Annotated in this window: 14 protein-coding genes and 1 tRNA gene; 5 read left to right on the forward strand and 10 right to left on the reverse strand. The window is 71.2% G+C overall.

Translation table 11 applies throughout. The features are described 5' to 3' along the window. Positions 1 to 143 precede the first annotated feature (143 nt). Together ACZ7L1_RS09670 and ACZ7L1_RS09675 are read right to left on the reverse strand one after the other, a co-directional pair. Complete coding sequence (locus ACZ7L1_RS09670) at positions 144 to 1,289, reverse strand: SPFH domain-containing protein (protein ID WP_471435680.1); 1,146 nt, start codon at positions 1,287 to 1,289, stop codon at positions 144 to 146. Between the two features lie 17 nt (positions 1,290 to 1,306). Next, on the reverse strand, positions 1,307 to 2,518 hold the full coding sequence (locus tag ACZ7L1_RS09675) for a peptidoglycan-binding protein (protein WP_471435682.1): 1,212 nt from the start codon (positions 2,516 to 2,518) through the stop codon (positions 1,307 to 1,309). A gap of 272 nt (positions 2,519 to 2,790) precedes the next feature. Between ACZ7L1_RS09675 and ACZ7L1_RS09680 the strand changes: the two genes are divergently transcribed. The 3 genes from ACZ7L1_RS09680 (at position 2,791) to glxA (ending at position 7,510) form a co-directional block, all read left to right on the forward strand. Continuing rightward, positions 2,791 to 2,864: transfer RNA gene (locus ACZ7L1_RS09680), tRNA-Lys, on the forward strand. Positions 2,865 to 3,638: 774 nt separating this feature from the next. Further along, positions 3,639 to 5,576 (forward strand): glycosyltransferase family 2 protein, encoded by a 1,938-nt coding sequence (locus ACZ7L1_RS09685; protein WP_471435684.1) that lies wholly within the window; start codon positions 3,639 to 3,641, stop codon positions 5,574 to 5,576. Further along, entirely contained in the window at positions 5,573 to 7,510 is a 1,938-nt protein-coding gene (glxA, locus tag ACZ7L1_RS09690; RefSeq protein ID WP_471435685.1) for a radical copper oxidase GlxA, read from the forward strand. Before ACZ7L1_RS09685 ends, glxA begins: the two co-directional genes overlap by 4 nt. 87 nt (positions 7,511 to 7,597) lie before the next feature. Here the strand turns inward: glxA and ACZ7L1_RS09695 are convergent, their stop codons facing one another. The 6 genes from ACZ7L1_RS09695 to ACZ7L1_RS09720 form a co-directional block, all read right to left on the reverse strand. After that, positions 7,598 to 8,644 (reverse strand): glycoside hydrolase family 6 protein, encoded by a 1,047-nt coding sequence (locus tag ACZ7L1_RS09695; RefSeq protein WP_471435687.1) that lies wholly within the window; start codon positions 8,642 to 8,644, stop codon positions 7,598 to 7,600. Between the two features lie 55 nt (positions 8,645 to 8,699). Next, the gene (locus ACZ7L1_RS09700) at positions 8,700 to 9,365 is read right to left on the reverse strand and encodes a class F sortase (RefSeq protein WP_471435689.1); all 666 of its coding nucleotides are present in this window, start codon (positions 9,363 to 9,365) and stop codon (positions 8,700 to 8,702) included. A gap of 3 nt (positions 9,366 to 9,368) precedes the next feature. Next, positions 9,369 to 10,133 (reverse strand): hypothetical protein, encoded by a 765-nt coding sequence (locus ACZ7L1_RS09705; RefSeq protein ID WP_471435691.1) that lies wholly within the window; start codon positions 10,131 to 10,133, stop codon positions 9,369 to 9,371. A gap of 130 nt (positions 10,134 to 10,263) precedes the next feature. Beyond that, the gene (locus tag ACZ7L1_RS09710; RefSeq protein ID WP_471435693.1) at positions 10,264 to 11,043 is read right to left on the reverse strand and encodes an HAD-IIA family hydrolase; all 780 of its coding nucleotides are present in this window, start codon (positions 11,041 to 11,043) and stop codon (positions 10,264 to 10,266) included. Positions 11,044 to 11,123: 80 nt separating this feature from the next. Continuing rightward, positions 11,124 to 11,993: a hypothetical protein gene (locus ACZ7L1_RS09715; protein WP_471435695.1), complete on the reverse strand. Its 870-nt coding sequence runs from the start codon at positions 11,991 to 11,993 to the stop codon at positions 11,124 to 11,126. 380 nt (positions 11,994 to 12,373) lie between these two features. Beyond that, on the reverse strand, positions 12,374 to 13,513 hold the full coding sequence (locus ACZ7L1_RS09720) for an ROK family transcriptional regulator (RefSeq protein ID WP_471435697.1): 1,140 nt from the start codon (positions 13,511 to 13,513) through the stop codon (positions 12,374 to 12,376). 56 nt (positions 13,514 to 13,569) lie between these two features. On the opposite strand from ACZ7L1_RS09720, the gene ACZ7L1_RS09725 reads away from it, so the two are divergent. Together ACZ7L1_RS09725 and ACZ7L1_RS09730 are read left to right on the forward strand one after the other, a co-directional pair. Beyond that, positions 13,570 to 14,655 (forward strand): Gfo/Idh/MocA family oxidoreductase, encoded by a 1,086-nt coding sequence (locus tag ACZ7L1_RS09725; RefSeq protein ID WP_471435698.1) that lies wholly within the window; start codon positions 13,570 to 13,572, stop codon positions 14,653 to 14,655. Further along, positions 14,652 to 15,119, forward strand: coding sequence for a heme-degrading domain-containing protein (locus ACZ7L1_RS09730; RefSeq protein ID WP_471435700.1), 468 nt, complete (start codon positions 14,652 to 14,654; stop codon positions 15,117 to 15,119). Before ACZ7L1_RS09725 ends, ACZ7L1_RS09730 begins: the two co-directional genes overlap by 4 nt. Positions 15,120 to 15,218: 99 nt before the next feature. Here the strand turns inward: ACZ7L1_RS09730 and ACZ7L1_RS09735 are convergent, their stop codons facing one another. Further along, entirely contained in the window at positions 15,219 to 16,076 is an 858-nt protein-coding gene (locus tag ACZ7L1_RS09735; protein ID WP_471435702.1) for a fumarylacetoacetate hydrolase family protein, read from the reverse strand. Positions 16,077 to 16,231: 155 nt separating this feature from the next. After that, a complete protein-coding gene (gene yidC, locus ACZ7L1_RS09740) occupies positions 16,232 to 16,942 on the reverse strand; it encodes a membrane protein insertase YidC (RefSeq protein ID WP_471435703.1) in 711 nt (236 codons plus the stop codon). Between the last annotated feature and the right edge of the window lie 27 nt (positions 16,943 to 16,969).

Consider the following 16,969-nt stretch of genomic DNA (forward strand, 5'->3'; position numbering starts at 1 on the left):
CGCCTGTTGAACATGTCCATACCAATTGCACCACATCGATCGCGGGCCTTGTTCGCGCCGCCCGCGGTCGCGTGGTCGGCGCCCGCCGTGGTCGGCAGGCGCCGCCTCCCCGGGGCGGCGCACACCTCAGACCGTCGCCCGCCTCACCTCCCGTCGCCCGCCCGTCCCGTGCAGAACGCCACCGTCAGGTCCCGCACCAGCGCCTTGCGTTCGTAGTCGTCGAGGTCCGCCAGGCCGCGCGCGGTCAGCCGGGTCACCGTCTCCTCCACCGAGTCCAGGACCGATCCGATCACCGCGTCACGGTGGTCCGCGTCGAACGCGTCGATACGGCGTCGCTGCATGCGGGCGGCGACCTCGGGGGCGTACTCGATCCGGGTCGGCCGGGCCGAGAACACCTCCAGGCCGACCGACGCCACGTCCGCCGCGACCAGCCGGGTCAGCGTGTCGCCGACCGCCTCGACATTGCGCAGACTCACCACGTCCGCCACCGCCGGCAGGTCGGCCGGCACCTGCGGCAGCACCCGCGCGAGTGCCGACTCGACGCACTCCCGCAGATAGGTCTCGTGGTCGTCGATGCCGAACACGGCGCGCGCCGTGTCCCGGACCTGCCAGGTCACCAGCACCACCACGCGCAGCGCGACCCCGTTGGCGTCGACCGCGGGGATCGGCTCGCTGCGCCAGTGGCGCAGCCGTACGTCGACCCGGCGGCACAGCACCAGCGGATTGACCCACATCAGGCCGGTGCGGCGCACCGTGCCCCGGTAGCGCCCGAACAGCGACAGGGCCCAGGCGCGCCCGGTGTCCCCGCGGCTGAGCCCGCCGAAGCCGAACATGAGAAGCGTGCCCGCGACGGCGTACGCGGCCCACTGTGCGAGCCCGAGCCTCGTGCCCGAGACCGGCGGAAGGTCCAGCGCGCGCACCATGCCCCGCGGCAGCACGCCCGCCCACCACGAGGCGGCCACGCAACCGGCCGCACCGGCGATCCCGGCCAGCAGGCCCGCCGCCCAGGGCAGCACCCGCGCGGGCCGTTCGATCAGTTCGGGGTCCACCATCGGCACCTGCCGCCTGGGGGCGGCGGGCACCTGGACCCGCGGTTGCTCACCGGTGCCGAGCCGCCGTCGTACGACGGTCGTGGCGAGTGGCAGCGGCTCGGTGTCCGGGCCTTTCCGGAACAGCAGGTGCACCGGGATCTCGGTGGTCGACTCGCTGTGGATGACCCGGCCGGACCGCGCGTCGGCGCCCTCCGGCTCCTCCGCTTGCTCCGGGGGCGGTGATGTCGTCGTAGTCATTCGTGCCTCCACACACGTCAGGAGAAAAGCCGTCGCCAGGTCTCTGGCCCCGGGAAGCCGTCGGCCTCACGGCCGTTCCAGCCCTGGGCGCGCTGGAAGGCCGCCACGTTCCGCCGGTCGGCCTCGCCCCAGCGCGCGTCGGGACCGCCGGTGTAGTGCGCGCCGAACCCTTTTTCGACCAGCTTCCGGCCCAGCAGGGCGACGTGCGGGTTGTCCGCGCCCGGCCGGAACACCTCCCGGCCCGGGTAGTCGGGTGCCTGCGGCGCGGAGGCGCTCCGCAGTTCCGGGGCGCCGGCGCCGACTCCGTCGAGGGACCGGCCGGGAGCCGTCACCACCGGGCGTTTGCCGCCCGTCCCCGACACCGGGTGCCTCGAGTCGTCGAGGCCCGGCACTCCAGGGACGCCGGGAAGGCCGGGGACACCGGGGACACCGGGGACACCCGGAACACCGGAGGCGCCGGGCACCCCGGGAACGGTCAGCCCGGGTACCGGCGCTTCCTTGCCCTGGGTGCTCTCCTTGGTCTCGGTGATGTTCTTGTAGCGGTAGGGCACATAGCGACTGGAGTTCGACCAGTACGCGTACGGGGTGACCTTCCGGCGAGCGCCCGGCGGGGTCTCCTCGTAGGCGATGTAAGCCGTGTGCGTGTAGTCCGACCAGCCGCCGAAGATGACGACGTGCGAGCCCTTCTCCGGATTGTCGGGATTGTGGAAGAGGAGAATGTCACCCGGCTGCAGCTGCTCCTTGGTGATGCGCACACCGAACTTGTCGAGGCTGCCCGTCCATTCGTTGGAGCCGAGGTTCCAGGCCATCGAGACGAAGCCGGAGCAGTCCTGCCGGTAACCGTCGGACCAGTAGTCGTCCATGCTGTACGGGACCCGGGCGTCGATCCACTTCTTGGCCCGGTTGATGATGTCGGCGCGGGTCGCCGTGGCCGCAGCGGTCAGGTTCGGACCGCCGGCCGGGCCGTGCAGCGGCGCGGCCTTTCCCTGGGGGGTGTCCTGAGGCTGGTCACTCGCGGGCACGGACGGCGAGGGCGGCGAGGGCGGGGCGAGCGGCGCGTGGGTGGCCGCGATGGTGGGCGTCGCCTGGACCATGCCCAGCGCCGCGCCCGCGGCGGCGACCAGCGCGAGGGCCGTGCGAGCCGTCGGGCGGCGGATTCCCCCGACGACGGTGGAAGGGGGGATGACGCGGCGCCGGCGCACACAGCCGGGGCAGTCGCAGTCAGTCATGGGTTCGAATTCCTCGAATACCGGTGTCTCCATGCGACGTCCCTCACACTCCCTGTCACCATTCGGGGGAATTTGCGCCGTTAGTCGTCTTAGTCCGCTTTTCTGCACATCCGTCAGTTACCCATGCACACAGGGAAAGCGCAGGGTGACGGGCCGAATGATGTAAGCGAAGTCATTCGCACGGGTACCGGTCCCTCCGGACGGAGGCCCCCTCGAACCCGGGGTGGTCACCAGCACCATCCGGCGTCGGGTAGAGTTCTCAAGGTCAGCAGGCGCCGCTAGCTCAGTTGGTTAGAGCAGCTGACTCTTAATCAGCGGGTCCGGGGTTCGAGTCCCTGGCGGCGCACGATGGCGATGGCGAGGCGCGTTCGCGGAAAGAGCGAACCGTTCTCGCCATCTCTGTTTTTGCGCGGCTTCGCCGCGCGTTGTGGGGGCTTCGCCACCCACACCCCCTTCAGGTCGGCCGCAGACGCCGCCTGACGTGCACGGCACCCCTCTGCAGGTCCTGCCCGCCTCGCCGCCCAGCGAGTACGGCACCCCTCCCGGCCCCTCCCGGCCGCCGTCCCACGCGTACCGCCCTCCCGTCACGTCCGCCCGCGGTCGCACGGTCCGACACAGAGGCAGCCACTCCCGCACCCGCCGTGGCGGCACCCTCCGCCGCACACGGCACCCCCGCCGCAGCTCCACCGTTCCGCGCCGTCCGGCCAGGGCGGAGCCGGTGGCGCCGTAAGGAACCACTTCCTCAACATCCGTGCACGAGTGGTCGCAACCGCACCACAAGACACCAAGAAACGACTCATTGAGTGGGTATGACCGGTAAACACCGTGTTTCGCATCTTGCGATCAAGCCGGACGCCGTAGAACCCTGGGCGCCAAGGGACTGCCGTTGCACGGCAGTTGGGGGTAGGGACCGGTTGCCAGGCGCGGGGATGGGGGCCGCGTAGAAACGGACGCCGAGGGGGGCGTCGTGCAACCGGAAGGTCGCTCTTCGTGTCGATATCGTGTAGATGACACGGTGATGCCGACCTGTCACTGATTCGTCCGCCAAGGTCGAGGGGGACCAAAGCGGGCGAAAGCCAGCAAAAACACACACGCACCTGTGCGTGCGGGGGGATGACTCATGACGTCGACGCCGACGGGCGCCCGGCAGGACTTCGACCCGTCAGAGACGACCCGGCTCAGGGTGGTGCCGCACCGGACGGGCCACACCGGCACCATCCACCGGATCAAACGGACACTGCCCAGATACGACTACGAGCACTACAGCCGGCTGGCGGGTCCCCTCACCGAACCGGACCCGACCAAGCCGTACAAGGTCCAGTACCGCTCACTGCTCTCCCAGGAGCCGCACCGCATCCGCGCCGCCCTTGTGCTGGGCGCGGCGCCGCTGCTGTCGCTGATCCTGCTCGCCTGGCTGCTGCAGCCCGAACACTGGACCGAACGCGACTATCCCGCCCACGACTTCCTGCCGGCCCTCGACATCGTGATGCTCGTCTCGATCGGCCTGATCGAGTTCTTCCGGTGCATGAACGTACTGTCGAACGCGCACGCCACCCTGGTCGCCCGCGACCCGGTCCCGGTGGTGCCCGAGACCGGCAGCAGAGTCGCGTTCATCACCACCTACGTGCCCGGCAAGGAACCGCTGTCGATGGTGACGAAGACCCTGGAGGCCGCCGTCCGGCTGCGCCACCGGGGCCTTCTGCATGTCTGGCTCCTCGACGAGGGCGACGACCCCGAGGTGAAGCGGGTCTGCGAGCGCCTGGGCGTGCACCACTTCACCCGTAAAGGTGTCGAGAAGTGGAACCGGCCGACGGGTCCGCACCGCGCGAAGACCAAGCACGGCAACTACAACGCCTGGCTGGAGGCGCACGGCGACGACTACGACTACTTCGCCTCCGTCGACACCGACCATGTGCCGCTGCCCAACTACCTCGAGCGGATGCTCGGTTACTTCCGTGACCCGGACGTGGGCTTCGTCATCGGCCCGCAGGTCTACGGCAACTACGACACCTTCGTCACCAAGGCCGCCGAGTCGCAGCAGTTCCTCTTCCACGCGCTGATCCAGCGCGCCGGCAACCGCTACGGCGCACCCATGTTCGTCGGCACGTCCAACGCCGTGCGGATCAGCGCCCTGAAGCAGATCGGCGGTCTGTACGACTCGATCACCGAGGACATGGCGACCGGGTTCGAGATGCACCGCCACCGGAACCCGGCCACCGGAAGGAAGTGGAAGTCGGTCTACACCCCGGACGTGCTCGCGGTCGGCGAGGGCCCGGCCGCCTGGACGGACTTCTTCACCCAGCAGCTGCGCTGGTCGCGGGGCACGTACGAGACGATCCTCAAGCAGTACTGGAAGGGCTTCTTCTCACTGCCGCCCGGCAAGCTCTTCAACTACACCATGATGATCGTCTTCTACCCGATGTCGGCCCTCAACTGGATCCTCGCAGCGCTCAGTTGTGCCCTGTTCCTGGGCCTGGGCGCCTCGGGTGTGAACATCGACCCCACGGTGTGGCTGATGCTGTACGGCAACGCGTCGGCCCTCCAGATCGGCCTGTACATCTGGAACCGCCGGCACAACGTCTCCCCGCACGAGCCGGAGGGCTCCGGCGGTGTGGCGGGCATGGTGATGTCGGCGCTGTCCGCGCCGGTCTACGCCCGCTCGCTCATGGACGCGGTGCTGCGCCGCAAGAGCAGGTTCGTGGTGACCCCCAAGGGCGATTCGGCCAGTCCCGACACGTTGTTCGGGACGTTCCGGATCCACCTGTTCTTCATCCTGGTCTTCGGCGGCTCGATCGCCGCCGGCCTCCTCCTCGACCACTCCCACCCCGCGATGATCACCTGGGCCTCGCTCGCCCTGCTGATCACGGCCTCCCCGATCGTCGCCTGGCGCTGGACCCTGCGGCAGGCGAAGAAGAAGCCGGCCGCGGCGGACGAGCCGCAGGACACCGCGGCGACACCGCACCAGCCCACCGGGACGCACACACCGGGGCAGCAGCCCGCCCTGGCCGGACACGACGACCAGACCGTGCAGATCGCTCTTGGGGGACGCAAGAAATGAATGACCAGGCCGGCCGCCGTCGCGCTCGACGGCTGGCGATCGGCACGGCGGTGGTCCTCGCGCTGGGCGGAATGAACGGCCCGTGGCTGTACCGCTTCGGGACGGCGCAGTACCACGACTACGTCATCAACAAGCCCGAGTACAAGGCGGAGAACGGGCACTGGCAGATCGTCGAGTTCCCCAAGGAGTACCGCCAGGACACCATTCACGCGGTGCTGCTGCACACCGGCAAGGTGCTGATGATCGCCGGGTCGGGCAACAACCAGGAGAACTTCGACAGGAAGCAGTTCGACACCCGGATCTGGGACCCGGTCAAGGGCACCATCAAGAAGGTGCCCACACCGAACGACCTGTTCTGCACGGGCCACACCCAGCTCGCGGACGGCAAGATCCTGATCGCGGGCGGCACCAAGCGGTACGAGAAGCTGAAGGGTGACGTCACCAAGGCCGGCGGCCTGATGATCGTCCACAACGAGAACCCGGACGAGCCGATCACCCTGCCCGCGGGCACCGCATTCAAGGGCAGGGAGAACGGCAAGACCTTCGTGTCCAAGGACCCGGTGCTCGTACCGCGCGCGACGAAGGTGTTCGACGAGAAGACCGGGAAGTTCCTGCGCAACGACCCCGGTCTCGGCCGTATCTACGTCGAGGCGGTCAGAAGCGGGGCGAAGTACGAGACCGGCACCCAGGACAACTACCGCATCCAGGGCCTGACCGGCGCGGACGCGCGCAACACCTACGGCATCGCGCAGAAGCTCGCCCTCGACAAGAAGGACTTCCAGGGCATCCGGGACGCCTACGAGTTCGACCCGGTCGCGGAGAAGTACATCAAGGTCGACCCGATGAACGAGGCCCGCTGGTACCCGACGCTCACCACCCTGAGCGACGGGAAGATCCTCAGCGTCTCCGGGCTCGACGACATCGGGCAGCTCGTCCCCGGCAAGAACGAGGTCTTCGACCCGAAGACGAAGAAGTGGGCGTACACCCCGAAGATCCGTCAGTTCCCGACCTACCCCGCGCTGTTCCTGATGCAGAACGGCAAGATCTTCTACTCGGGTTCGAACGCGGGCTACGGACCGGACAACGTGGGCCGCGACCCCGGCATCTGGGACGTCGACACCAACAAGTTCACCAAGCTGCCCGGCCTCAGCGACCCGAACATGTTGGAGACGTCCGGCACGGTGCTGCTGCCGCCGGCGCAGGACGAGAAGTACATGGTGATCGGCGGCGGCGGGGTCGGCGAGTCCAAGCTGTCCAGCAGGAAGACCCGGCTGATCGGCCTGAAGGACGAGAACCCGAGATTCGTCGACGGCCCCTCCCTGGAGAAGGGCACGCGCTACCCGCAGTCCTCCGTCCTGCCCGACGACACGGTGCTCGTCTCGGGCGGCTCGGAGGACTACCGCGGCCGCGGCGATTCCAACATCCTCCAGGCGCGGATCTACCACCCGGACAGCAACACCTTCCAGCGGGTCGCCGACCCGCTGGTGGGCCGCAACTACCACTCGGGCTCGATCCTGCTGCCCGACGGGCGGGTGTTGTTCTTCGGTTCGGACTCGCTGTACGGCGACAGGGCGAACACCAAGCCGGGCAGGTTCGAGCAGCGGGTCGAGATCTACACGCCGCCGTACCTGTACCGGGACGGTCGGCCGTCGCTGTCGGGCGGGCCGCAGACCATCGCACCGGGCGCCTCGGGGACGTTCACCTCGCAGCACGCGGCGGCGATCCGGAAGATGCGGCTGATCCGGCCGAGTGCGTCGACGCACGTCACGGACGTGGACCAGCGGTCGATCGCCCTCGACTTCAAGGCGTCCGGGGACAAGCTCACGGTGACCGTCCCGAAGAACCGGAACCTTGTCCTTCCGGGCTGGTACATGCTGTTCGCCGACGATGACCAGGGGACGCCGTCGGTGGCGCAGTGGGTCAAGGTGCCGTAGCTCGTACGCACATGGGGGCGCCCTCCGCCATGGAGGGCGCCCCCACTGTCGTGGCGGACACTCCTGGCCGGCCGCCACCAGTCGGCGCTATCGGCGCTGCTTGCCGGCAGTGGCGAGCTTCAGTGCGTAGTCGGCCCACCACTGACCGGCCTTCGGACCGCCCTTGCAGGTGCCGTCCGACTCTCCCGGGCGTTTCACCCACAGATAGGCGTCCACCAGTGGGTCCGCCGTCCTCGTCGTCGGGGGCTCGCCCAGGGCCCGGTCCGGCGGGTTGCACCAGCTCTGCTGCGGGTCGCCGTCCGTATAGGGGCCGTTGCCGTTGCGGCTGGTGTCGACCACGAAGTGCTTGCCGCCGACCTTCGCCGACAGCTGCTTGCCGTAGGCGATCGAGTCCTTTGTCGAGTAGAAGTTGGAGACGTTCACCGCGAAGCCGTCCGCCTGGTCGACGCCGGCCTGCTGCAGCGGCTGGAAGATCTCGTCCGGGTGCTGCCAGCCCGCGTTGCCGGCGTCCAGGTAGACCTGCGTGTTCCTCAGCGCCTTCAGCTTGGTGATCGCGCCCTTGAGCAGGTCGTAGCGCTCCTCGTGGAACTGGCCCGGTGTGCACCCGTCCACCATGTGCAGGACGGCGTCCGGCTCGAGGACCACCGTCGTGTGCCGGTCCCCGATGCCCCGGGCCACGCCGTCGATCCACGCCCGGTAGGCGTTGCCGTCGGCCGCGCCGCCCTGCGAGAACTGGCCGCAGTCGCGGTGCGGGATGTTGTAGAGGACCAGGATCGCCGTACGGTCCGCCTTCTCGGCGGCCTCGGTGAATCCCCGCGCCTCCGCCTCCGCCTCCGGGTTCTCCGGGCCGATCCACTCCCCCGTCGGCTGCTCGGCGATCTTCCTGATCTGGTCCGCCTCGGCCGACCTCCCGGCCTTCTCGTACGCGGTGACCTGCCGTGCCGCGTTCCCGTCCGGGTTGACCCAGAACGGGTCCGACGCCTTCGGCTGCTGGGTGATCCCGCCACCTGAGCCGCCCTTCCTGTGCTCGCCCCCGCTCCCGCCCCCGGAAGAGGAACACCCGGCCAGCAGTAACGCGGCTCCCACCGCGGCCGACGTGACCACGCGTGCCCCCGCACCCCTCGTCCCGTACATCCAACTCCCCCTTGGCTGCACCGCGTTCCGCACCAATCGTGACATACCCGCCGCGTCACGGTGTGCCACTCGTGAGGTACGCCGACACGATCACATTGGCCGAGTACGAGTCGCTCGCCTTGTCGTAGGTGCCGCCGCAGGTGATCAGCCGCAGCTCGGCCCGGCCGGGTTCGCGCTGCCCGTACGCCTGCCGGGCGTCGAAGTGGTCACGGGAGAGCACCTCGACGCTCTCGACGGTGAACTCGGCGACTTTGCCGTCGTCGCGGACCACCCGCACCGAGGCACCCGGCCGCAGGGTGCCGATCCGGTAGAAGACGGCGGGCTTGCTCCGGGTGTCGACGTGTCCCACGAACAGCGCGGTCCCGGCGGCCCCCGGGGTCACCCCGCCCTGGTACCACGCGACCACCCCGGGCTCGTCGAACGGCGGCGGGTCGACGGCACCCTGCGCGTCCAGGCCGCGCGCCACCACGGGTGCCTGCACGCCCAGGTCGGGGATGTCCACGCGCAGCGGCAGGGACTGCTTCAAGGGCGTCGCGGCAGGCGGAAGTTGCGCCGTCGGGGGACGCCCGACGGCGGCCATGTCGCCGGTCGTCGGCGCTGAGATCCCCGGGCGTACGTCGGTGACCTCACGGCCCCACATCCACAGCCCGAGCAGCAGGATCACCCAGGCGACGCCCATCAGCAGGCGCCCGGTACCGCAGGAACGTTCATGCCTGGACATGGCTCACTCCGTGCCACGGCCCCGGCGGGCACCGCGCGCGACGACCACGACGCCGGCGACGCCCGCGAGGACGAGCCCGATCACCGCGTGCCGCAGACCGGGCACGGCGACCCGGGGGTCGTCGGAGGAGGCGCTCGCCGTACCGCCGCCACCCGCGTGCACCGGCGCGACCGGGGATGAGGGGAAGGAGGGGGAGGAGGGGCGGGAGAGCGGTGAGGGGGCGGACGGCGAGGTCGTGGGGGCGGGGGACGTCGTACCGGCGGCTGCGTACGGCCCGGGAGTGGAGGGCGCGGACGCCGCGAGGCTGTCCGGCGCGACGGCGGTGGAGGGCCCGGACGCCGCCAGGCTGTCCGGCGCGACGGCGGTGGACGGCACAGGGCTGAACGGCGCGACGGCGGTCGACGGCGTCGCGCTGCCCGGTGCGGGCGCCGTCGGGCCGGCCACGGTGAGCGCGTCCCTGATCTCCCGGCCGTCGCAGCCGACCGTCACCTGGTACCGGCCCGGCGACAGGGCCGAGCGGACCCGGGTCTCGCCGGACAGTGTGCCGTCGCCCCCGACCAGCCGCGCCTGAGCCACGAACGCGTCCGACTCCGCGGTGCCGGTCGTGCTCGTGCCGGGGCAGCCCCGTACGGCCAACCGGACATCGCTGCCGGGCGCGGGGAACGCGGGGGTCAGGACGACGCCCTGCGCGTCCGCCGCGTACGCCACGGGCATGAGGGCGCCCGCGGCGACGGCACCCGCACAGAGGGTGAGCCGTAGTGAACCCATCGTGAACCTCCCGATACCAGGAGACTCCCCCGCCTGACACTCCGGCGCATCCGGACGGGACCCTCGACTACTCCGTACGAGGGGCGGGTCCTGCGCCGTCCGGGCCGATGGGCACGGGCTGCCCGGCGCGTCAGACCCGGTCGACGAGGTCCGCGATCGAGTTCACGACATGGGACGGGCGGAACGGGTAGCGGTCGATGTCCTCCACCGCGGTCAGTCCGGTGAGCACCAGGAACGTCTGCATGCCGGCCTCGATGCCGGCCAGTACGTCGGTGTCCATCCGGTCGCCGATCATCGCGCTGGTCTCGGAGTGCGCGCCGATCGTGTTCAGACCCGTCCGCATCATCAGCGGGTTCGGCTTGCCCGCGAAGTACGGCTTCTTGCCGCTCGCCTTGGTGATCAGTGCGGCGACCGCTCCGGTGGCGGGCAGCGGGCCCTCGGCGGACGGGCCGGTCTCGTCGGGGTTGGTGCAGATGAACCGGGCGCCGTCCTTGATCAGCCGGACCGCCCTGGTCATCGCCTCGAAGGAGTAGGTGCGGGTCTCGCCGAGGACGACGTAGTCGGGCTCGTGGTCGGTCAGGATGTAGCCGATGTCGTGCAGCGCCGTGGTCAGGCCGGCCTCGCCGATCACGTACGCGGTCCCGCCGGGCCGCTGGTCGTCCAGGAACTTCGCGGTGGCCAGGGCCGAGGTCCAGATGTTGTCCACCGGCACGTCCAGACCCATGCGACGCAGCCGGGCGTGCAGGTCGCGCGGGGTGTAGATCGAGTTGTTGGTGAGCACGAGGAAGGGCTTGCCGGACTCGCGCAGCTTCTTCAGAAAGGCGTCGGCGCCGGGGATCGGAACACCTTCGTGGATGAGCACGCCGTCCATGTCGGTGAGCCATGACTCGATGGGCTTGCGCTCTGCCATGTGCGATCTCCTGCCGTACGCAAGGGGAACCGGGGACTCCGGGGACGCCGGAAGACGGTGCGCCCGGGGCCCCAGCGTAATCAGGGCCGGTCGGCCTCCTTCCCGCCGGGCACGGCGTACCGTGTGCGGGCCCGGCGGTGCCACCGGTACAGCAGCAGGGGCAGGCCCGCGGCGAGGAGGCCGCCCGCCGTCAGGAGCAGCCCGCCGGCCATCGTGCCGAGGCCGCGCGGCGCCCGGGGGCCGGTGTCGGCGAGCGCCTCGGCGGCCGGACTGCGGCGGGAGCCGGGCGAGGAGGAAAAGGGTTCCGGTTTCTTCCGGGCGCCGGCCTCGACCGTGAACCGGTAGTCGTCCGACTGGCCGACCCAGTCGCCGTTGTCGCCCTGGCGCCGCACGATCGCGGCGGTCGCGACGACCTCGTCGTGCGGGGTTCCGGAGGCGAACGCGAGCCGCACCTTCACGCTGAGGGTCCGGCCCGGGGCCACGGTGAAGCCGGGGAAGCCGTCGCCGAAGGGGCCCACCAGTTCTTGCTCGTCGGTGCGTTCGAAGGTGACGGGGTGTGGGTGGTCGCCCTCGAAGAACTCCAGTTCGGCCTGGGCGGCCGTCAGCGCGCGGCGGGTGTCGACGAGGACGAGCACCGGGTGGATGTTGCCGCAGGTCTGCGCGGAGGTGTTCTTCAGGTCGATGTACCAGGTGTGGGCGGCGCCACCGGCCGCGTAGCTCCTGGGCCCGCCACGGATGCGGGCGGTGAGGGGGAAGGTGTGCTGGTCCCGCCCGGAGCATGTGGGATGCGGGTCGGCGGGGAGCGCGGCGGCGGGCGCCTGGAGAAGAAGCATGGCGGCGGCCAGGGCGCAGGGCAGGAGCAGGGCCAGGGGGACACGGAGGGCCAGGGGGACACGGAGGGCCAGTCGGGCGAGTCCGGCCCGCCAGGGCGCGCGGGGCCCGTGAGGCAAGCGGAATCCCTGGGGCAAGCGGGTCCCGAGGGGCAAGCGGGAGAGCGGGCGGGAGTGCTCTCCGGAGCGCCGAAGCGGTCGAGAGTGTCGCATGAAGATATGACCGGACAGGCGAGGTGCCCCCCGGGCGCGCCACGCCCTCCGAGCCGGAGCAGGCGGCCCAAGTCCCCCCGATCAGCGCAGTCACCGGACCTGCCGGGGGGAGCCCGGGGTCAACATTCCGCCGACCCGACCACCCCCGCTCACCACAACACCCCCGGCTCACCCCTCCGTCCGCCCCAGCACCCCGGCTCACCCCTCCGTCCGCCCCAACTCCCGTAGTCACCCTCCGCCCCCCAGAACACCCCGGCCTACCCCTCCGCCCGCCCGAACACCCCGGCCTACCCCTCCGCCCGCCCGAACAAGGGCGCGAGCAGCAACTGGGCCGCGCCCTCCGCCACGCCGCGCGCCCCTCCGGGAGCGATGGTCACCGGTACGCCCGCGGTCGCGCCCTCACGCAGGGCGCGTGCGTCGAGGACGGTTCCCACCCCTCGGACGAAGGATTCCGGGTGCGCGGCGACGGTACGGCCGCCGAGCAGGATCAGGTCGATGTCGAGCAGTCCGGCCAGGTTCGCGGCGCCCACGCCGAGGACGCGTGCCGCCTCGGGCACGTCGCCGCGCGCGACGGCGGTGAGGCAGAGCGCCTCCAGGCAGCCCCGGTTCCCGCACCCGCACGGCGGCCCGTCGAGCTGGATCACCTGGTGCCCGAACTCTCCGGCCCCGGTCCGCGCGCCCCGGTGCACGGCGCCGCCGATCACCAGCCCGGCGCCGAGTCCGGTCCCGAGGTGCAGATAGGCGAACGACGCGTCCGTCGTCTCGGCCGCCCCGCCGAGGGCGAGCCCGAGCGCGGCGGCGTTGGTGTCCTTGTCCACGACCACGGGCATCGCCAGCCGCCGGGCCAGCGCCTCCCGCAACGGGAACCCGTCCCACTCGGGGAACCCGGTGACCCGGTGCAGCACACCGTGCCGGTGGTCGAGCGGGCCGGGGAGAGCGACTCCGAGGCCGAGCACGGCCACGTCACCCACCAGTCCCTCGGCCTCGCGGGCCGCCTCCTCGACCACGGCCTCCGTTCCCGCGCCCAGGTCCAGCGGTACCCGCCGCTCCGCGACCACCGCTCCGGTGAGGTCGCACAGCACCGCCCGCAGCTCGTCCCGGTCCAGGTGCAGCCCCACGGCGTGCCCGGCGTCCGGCACGAGTCGCAGCACCGTGCGCGGCTTGCCGCCCGTCGAGGCACGGCGGCCCGCCTCCGCCACGAGTCCGTCCGTCCGCAGCCGGGCGATGATCTTGCTGACGGCCTGCGGGGTCAGCCCGGTCCGCTCCGCGAGCTCGAGCCTGCTGATCCCGGACTTCCCGGCCGCCCGTAGCAGATCCAGCACCAGGGCCGCGTTGTGGCTGCGGAGGGCGAGCAGGTTCACCCCGCTCGCCGCAGTCCCTCCGCCCTGCCTGCCGTCTCCACCCGGTCTCGCGTACGTCCTGTTCACGCCCCCATTCTCCCCGGCGCTTGCACTTTGGCAACAGTGTTGCGAAAGTGGGGCGCATGACTGGCACAGCCCCTGGTACTGACACCCCCCTCCGCGTGGGCCTGGTCGGCTACGGCCTCGCGGGCTCCGTCTTCCATGCCCCGCTGATCGCCGCCACCGAGGGCCTGGTCCTCGACACGGTCGTCACCTCGAACCCGGAGCGGCAGCAGCAGGCCCGCGCCGAGTTCCCGGACGTGCGCCTCGCCGCCACCACCGACGAGCTGTGGCCGCGCGCCGGCGAACTGGACCTGATCGTCGTCGCCTCGCCGAACAAGACGCACGTCCCGATCGCCACCGCCGCCCTCGAGGCGGGCCTGCCGGTCGTGGTCGACAAGCCGGTCGCGGGCACGGCGGCCGAGGCGCGCGGGCTGGCGGCGCTGGCCGAGGAGCGGGGCCTGCTGCTCTCGGTCTTCCAGAACCGCCGCTGGGACAACGACTTCCTGACGCTGCGCAAGCTGCTGGCCGAGGGCGAGCTGGGCGACGTCTGGCGCTTCGAGTCCCGCTTCGAGCGCTGGCGCCCGAAGCCCAAGGGTGGCTGGCGGGAGTCCGGCGACCCCACAGAGATCGGAGGTCTGCTGTACGACCTGGGCAGCCATGTCGTCGACCAGGCGCTGGTCCTCTTCGGTCCCGCCGTCGCGGTGTACGCCGAGTCGGACGTCCGCCGCCCGGGCGCGGAGGCGGACGACGACACGTTCATCGCGCTCACGCACACCAGCGGCGTCCGCTCCCACCTGTACGTCTCCGCGACGGCGGCCCAGCTCGGCCCCCGCTTCCGGGTCCTGGGCTCGCGGGCGGGATACGTCAAGTACGGCCTGGACCCGCAGGAGGCGGCGCTGCGCGAGGGCCTGCGCCCCGGTCCGGAGTGGGGACAGGAGCCCGTGTCCCTCTGGGGCCGCGTCGGTTCCGGCGAGTCCCCACTGACCGGCGGCGGCCGCCTGGAGCCGACCCTGCCCGGCGACTACCCGGCGTACTACGCGGCGATCGCGAAGGCCCTGCGCGAGGGCGGCCCGAACCCGGTGACGGCCCTGGAGGCGGCCGAGGCCCTGGACGTCCTTCAGGCCGCGCGACGCTCGGCCCGCGAGGGCGTGGAGGTGAAGCTGTGACCGCCGTGACCCCCGGGATTCCGGAACTCGAGGAGCAGGAGCGCCGCCTGACGCTCCCCCAGTTCACGTACGACGACGCCTGGCGGCTGGGCACGCTGCTGGTGGAGCTGGCGCGGGCCCGCCAGGCCCCGGTGGCCGTCGACATCCGCCGCGGCGGCCAGCAGCTCTTCCACGCGGCACTGCCCGGCTCGGCGCCGGACAACGACGCCTGGATCGACCGCAAGCGCCGCGTGGTCGAACGCTACGGCTGCTCGTCGCTGCTGGTCGGCTCCCGCTTCCGCGCCAAGGGCACGACGTTCGAGGAGTCGTCCCGCCTGGACCCCGATGTGTACGCGGCCCACGGCGGCTCCTTCCCGATCAGGGTGGAAGGAGCCGGGGTGATCGGCACGGTGACGGTGTCGGGATTGCCGCAGGTGGAGGACCACCGGTTGGTGGTGGAGGCGTTGGAGAGGCTCAAAGCCTAGGGGCGGGAAACCGAGCCAGGGGCACGGGGAACTGCGCGACCAGTCACGAGGCACCCGCAGCCGCCGTGCACGCGCAGTCCCCCGCGCATGAGGCGCTCCTCAGGCGTCCTTCAGTTCCTGCCGCTGCCGCCCCAGCCCCTCGATCTCCAGCTCCACCACATCCCCGGCCCGAAGGAACGGCTTCGGCTCGGGCCGCCCCAGCGCCACCCCCGCCGGCGTACCGGTGTTGATGACGTCACCGGGATACAGGGTCATGAACTGGCTGACGTACCGCACGACTTCGGCGACCGGGAAGATCTGCTCCGCCGTGGTCCCGTCCTGCTTCAGCTCCCCGTTGACCCAGAGCTTCAGGGAAAGGGTCTGCGGATCCGGCACCTCGTCCGCCGTCACGAGCCAGGGCCCGAGCGGATTGAACGTCTCGCAGTTCTTCCCCTTGTCCCACGTCCCCCCGCGCTCGATCTGGAACTCGCGCTCGGAGACGTCGTGCGCGACGGCGTACCCGGCGACATGCGCCAGCGCCTCCTCATGGGACTCCAGATAGCGGGCGGTCCGTCCGATGACGACCGCCAGCTCGACCTCCCAGTCGGTCTTGGTGGACCCGCGCGGCACGAGCACCGTGTCGTTGGGCCCGACCACCGTGTCCGCCGCCTTGAAGAAGATCACCGGCTCGGCGGGCGGCTCGGCACCGGTCTCACGGGCGTGGTCGTGGTAGTTCAGCCCGATGCAGACGATCTTGCCGATCCGGGCGAGCGGCGGCCCGATGCGCAGCCCGGTGGGGTCCAGCGCGGGCAGCTCACCACTCCCCGCCGCGGCGCGGATCCGGCCGAGCGCCACGTCGTCGGCGAGCAGCGGCCCGTCGATGTCCGGGACGACACCGGACAGGTCCCGCAGGGTTCCCTCGGCGTCGAGCAGCGCGGGCCGCTCCGCCCCCGCCGTACCGACTCGCAGCAGCTTCATGGTCACAGTCTCCCTAGATCGCGGGCAGCCGCCGAAGGGTGCGGCCAGGTCCAGCCGGCGTACAGCCATCGGAGGACTGGTCGATCCTCCAAGGTCGGCGGTCAGTCCGCAATACCCCGTTCACGGACTGGACCGCCGACGACCGCCCGGCGTGCTCAGCGGTGGAGCACCGCCCGCTCCACCGCACTCCACGTCGTACTGGTGACCACGTACAGTGCGGCGGCCAGCGGCACCACCGCCACGGTGACGAGGGTGAAGAAGGACAGGAACGGCATGGCCTTGGTGACCGTGCCGAGCCCGGGCACCTGCTCCTCGCCGCTCGCCTGGACCGGGCTCTCGGCCATCGTCCGCTTCGTACGCCGGTAGTTGAAGGTGGCGACGGCCGCCACGAGCGCGAACAGCCCGAGGTAGACGAGCCCGGCCGGCCCGAGCAGCCCACCGTGGGCGAGGGCGTCGGCCCACCGGTCGCCGAGCGGGGCGGCGAACAGCGCGTGGGCGAGAAGGTCGCCCGCCTCGCCGCCGATCGTCGTGGTCGAGAACAGGTGGTACAGCAGGAAGAAGGCGGGCAGCTGGAGGAGGCTCGGCAGCAGGCCGGACAGCGGGGAGACCTTCTCCTCCGCGTGCAGGGCGAGCACCGCCTTCTGGAACTTCTCGGGGTCCTTCGCGTGCTTCTTCTTCACCTCGGCGATCCTCGGCTGCAGCCGGGCGCGCGCCTTCTGTCCGCGCGCGGCGGCGCGGGAGAGGGGATGGACGAGGAGTCGTACGAGCGCGGTGAACAGGACGATCGCGGCGGCCGCGGCGGAGGCGTGGAAGAGCGGCTGGAGCAGGTCGGCGAGATGCTCGACCAGGCGGGCGAAAACGGACATGAACGCGGACAAGGGTGAGCCCTCCGG

This window comes from Streptomyces sp. NPDC107546 (assembly GCF_055639175.1).

Coding starts and splice junctions, on each gene's coding strand:
- ACZ7L1_RS09700 (WP_471435689.1), bottom strand. CDS start 9,365: ATGTCCAGGCATGAACGTTCCTGCGGTACCGGGCGCCTGCTGATGGGC.
- yidC (WP_471435703.1), bottom strand. CDS start 16,942: ATGTCCGTTTTCGCCCGCCTGGTCGAGCATCTCGCCGACCTGCTCCAG.
- glxA (WP_471435685.1), top strand. CDS start 5,573: ATGAATGACCAGGCCGGCCGCCGTCGCGCTCGACGGCTGGCGATCGGC.
- ACZ7L1_RS09725 (WP_471435698.1), top strand. CDS start 13,570: ATGACTGGCACAGCCCCTGGTACTGACACCCCCCTCCGCGTGGGCCTG.
- ACZ7L1_RS09705 (WP_471435691.1), bottom strand. CDS start 10,133: ATGGGTTCACTACGGCTCACCCTCTGTGCGGGTGCCGTCGCCGCGGGC.
- ACZ7L1_RS09695 (WP_471435687.1), bottom strand. CDS start 8,644: ATGTACGGGACGAGGGGTGCGGGGGCACGCGTGGTCACGTCGGCCGCG.
- ACZ7L1_RS09685 (WP_471435684.1), top strand. CDS start 3,639: ATGACGTCGACGCCGACGGGCGCCCGGCAGGACTTCGACCCGTCAGAG.
- ACZ7L1_RS09735 (WP_471435702.1), bottom strand. CDS start 16,076: ATGAAGCTGCTGCGAGTCGGTACGGCGGGGGCGGAGCGGCCCGCGCTG.
- ACZ7L1_RS09710 (WP_471435693.1), bottom strand. CDS start 11,043: ATGGCAGAGCGCAAGCCCATCGAGTCATGGCTCACCGACATGGACGGC.
- ACZ7L1_RS09670 (WP_471435680.1), bottom strand. CDS start 1,289: ATGACTACGACGACATCACCGCCCCCGGAGCAAGCGGAGGAGCCGGAG.
- ACZ7L1_RS09675 (WP_471435682.1), bottom strand. CDS start 2,518: ATGACTGACTGCGACTGCCCCGGCTGTGTGCGCCGGCGCCGCGTCATC.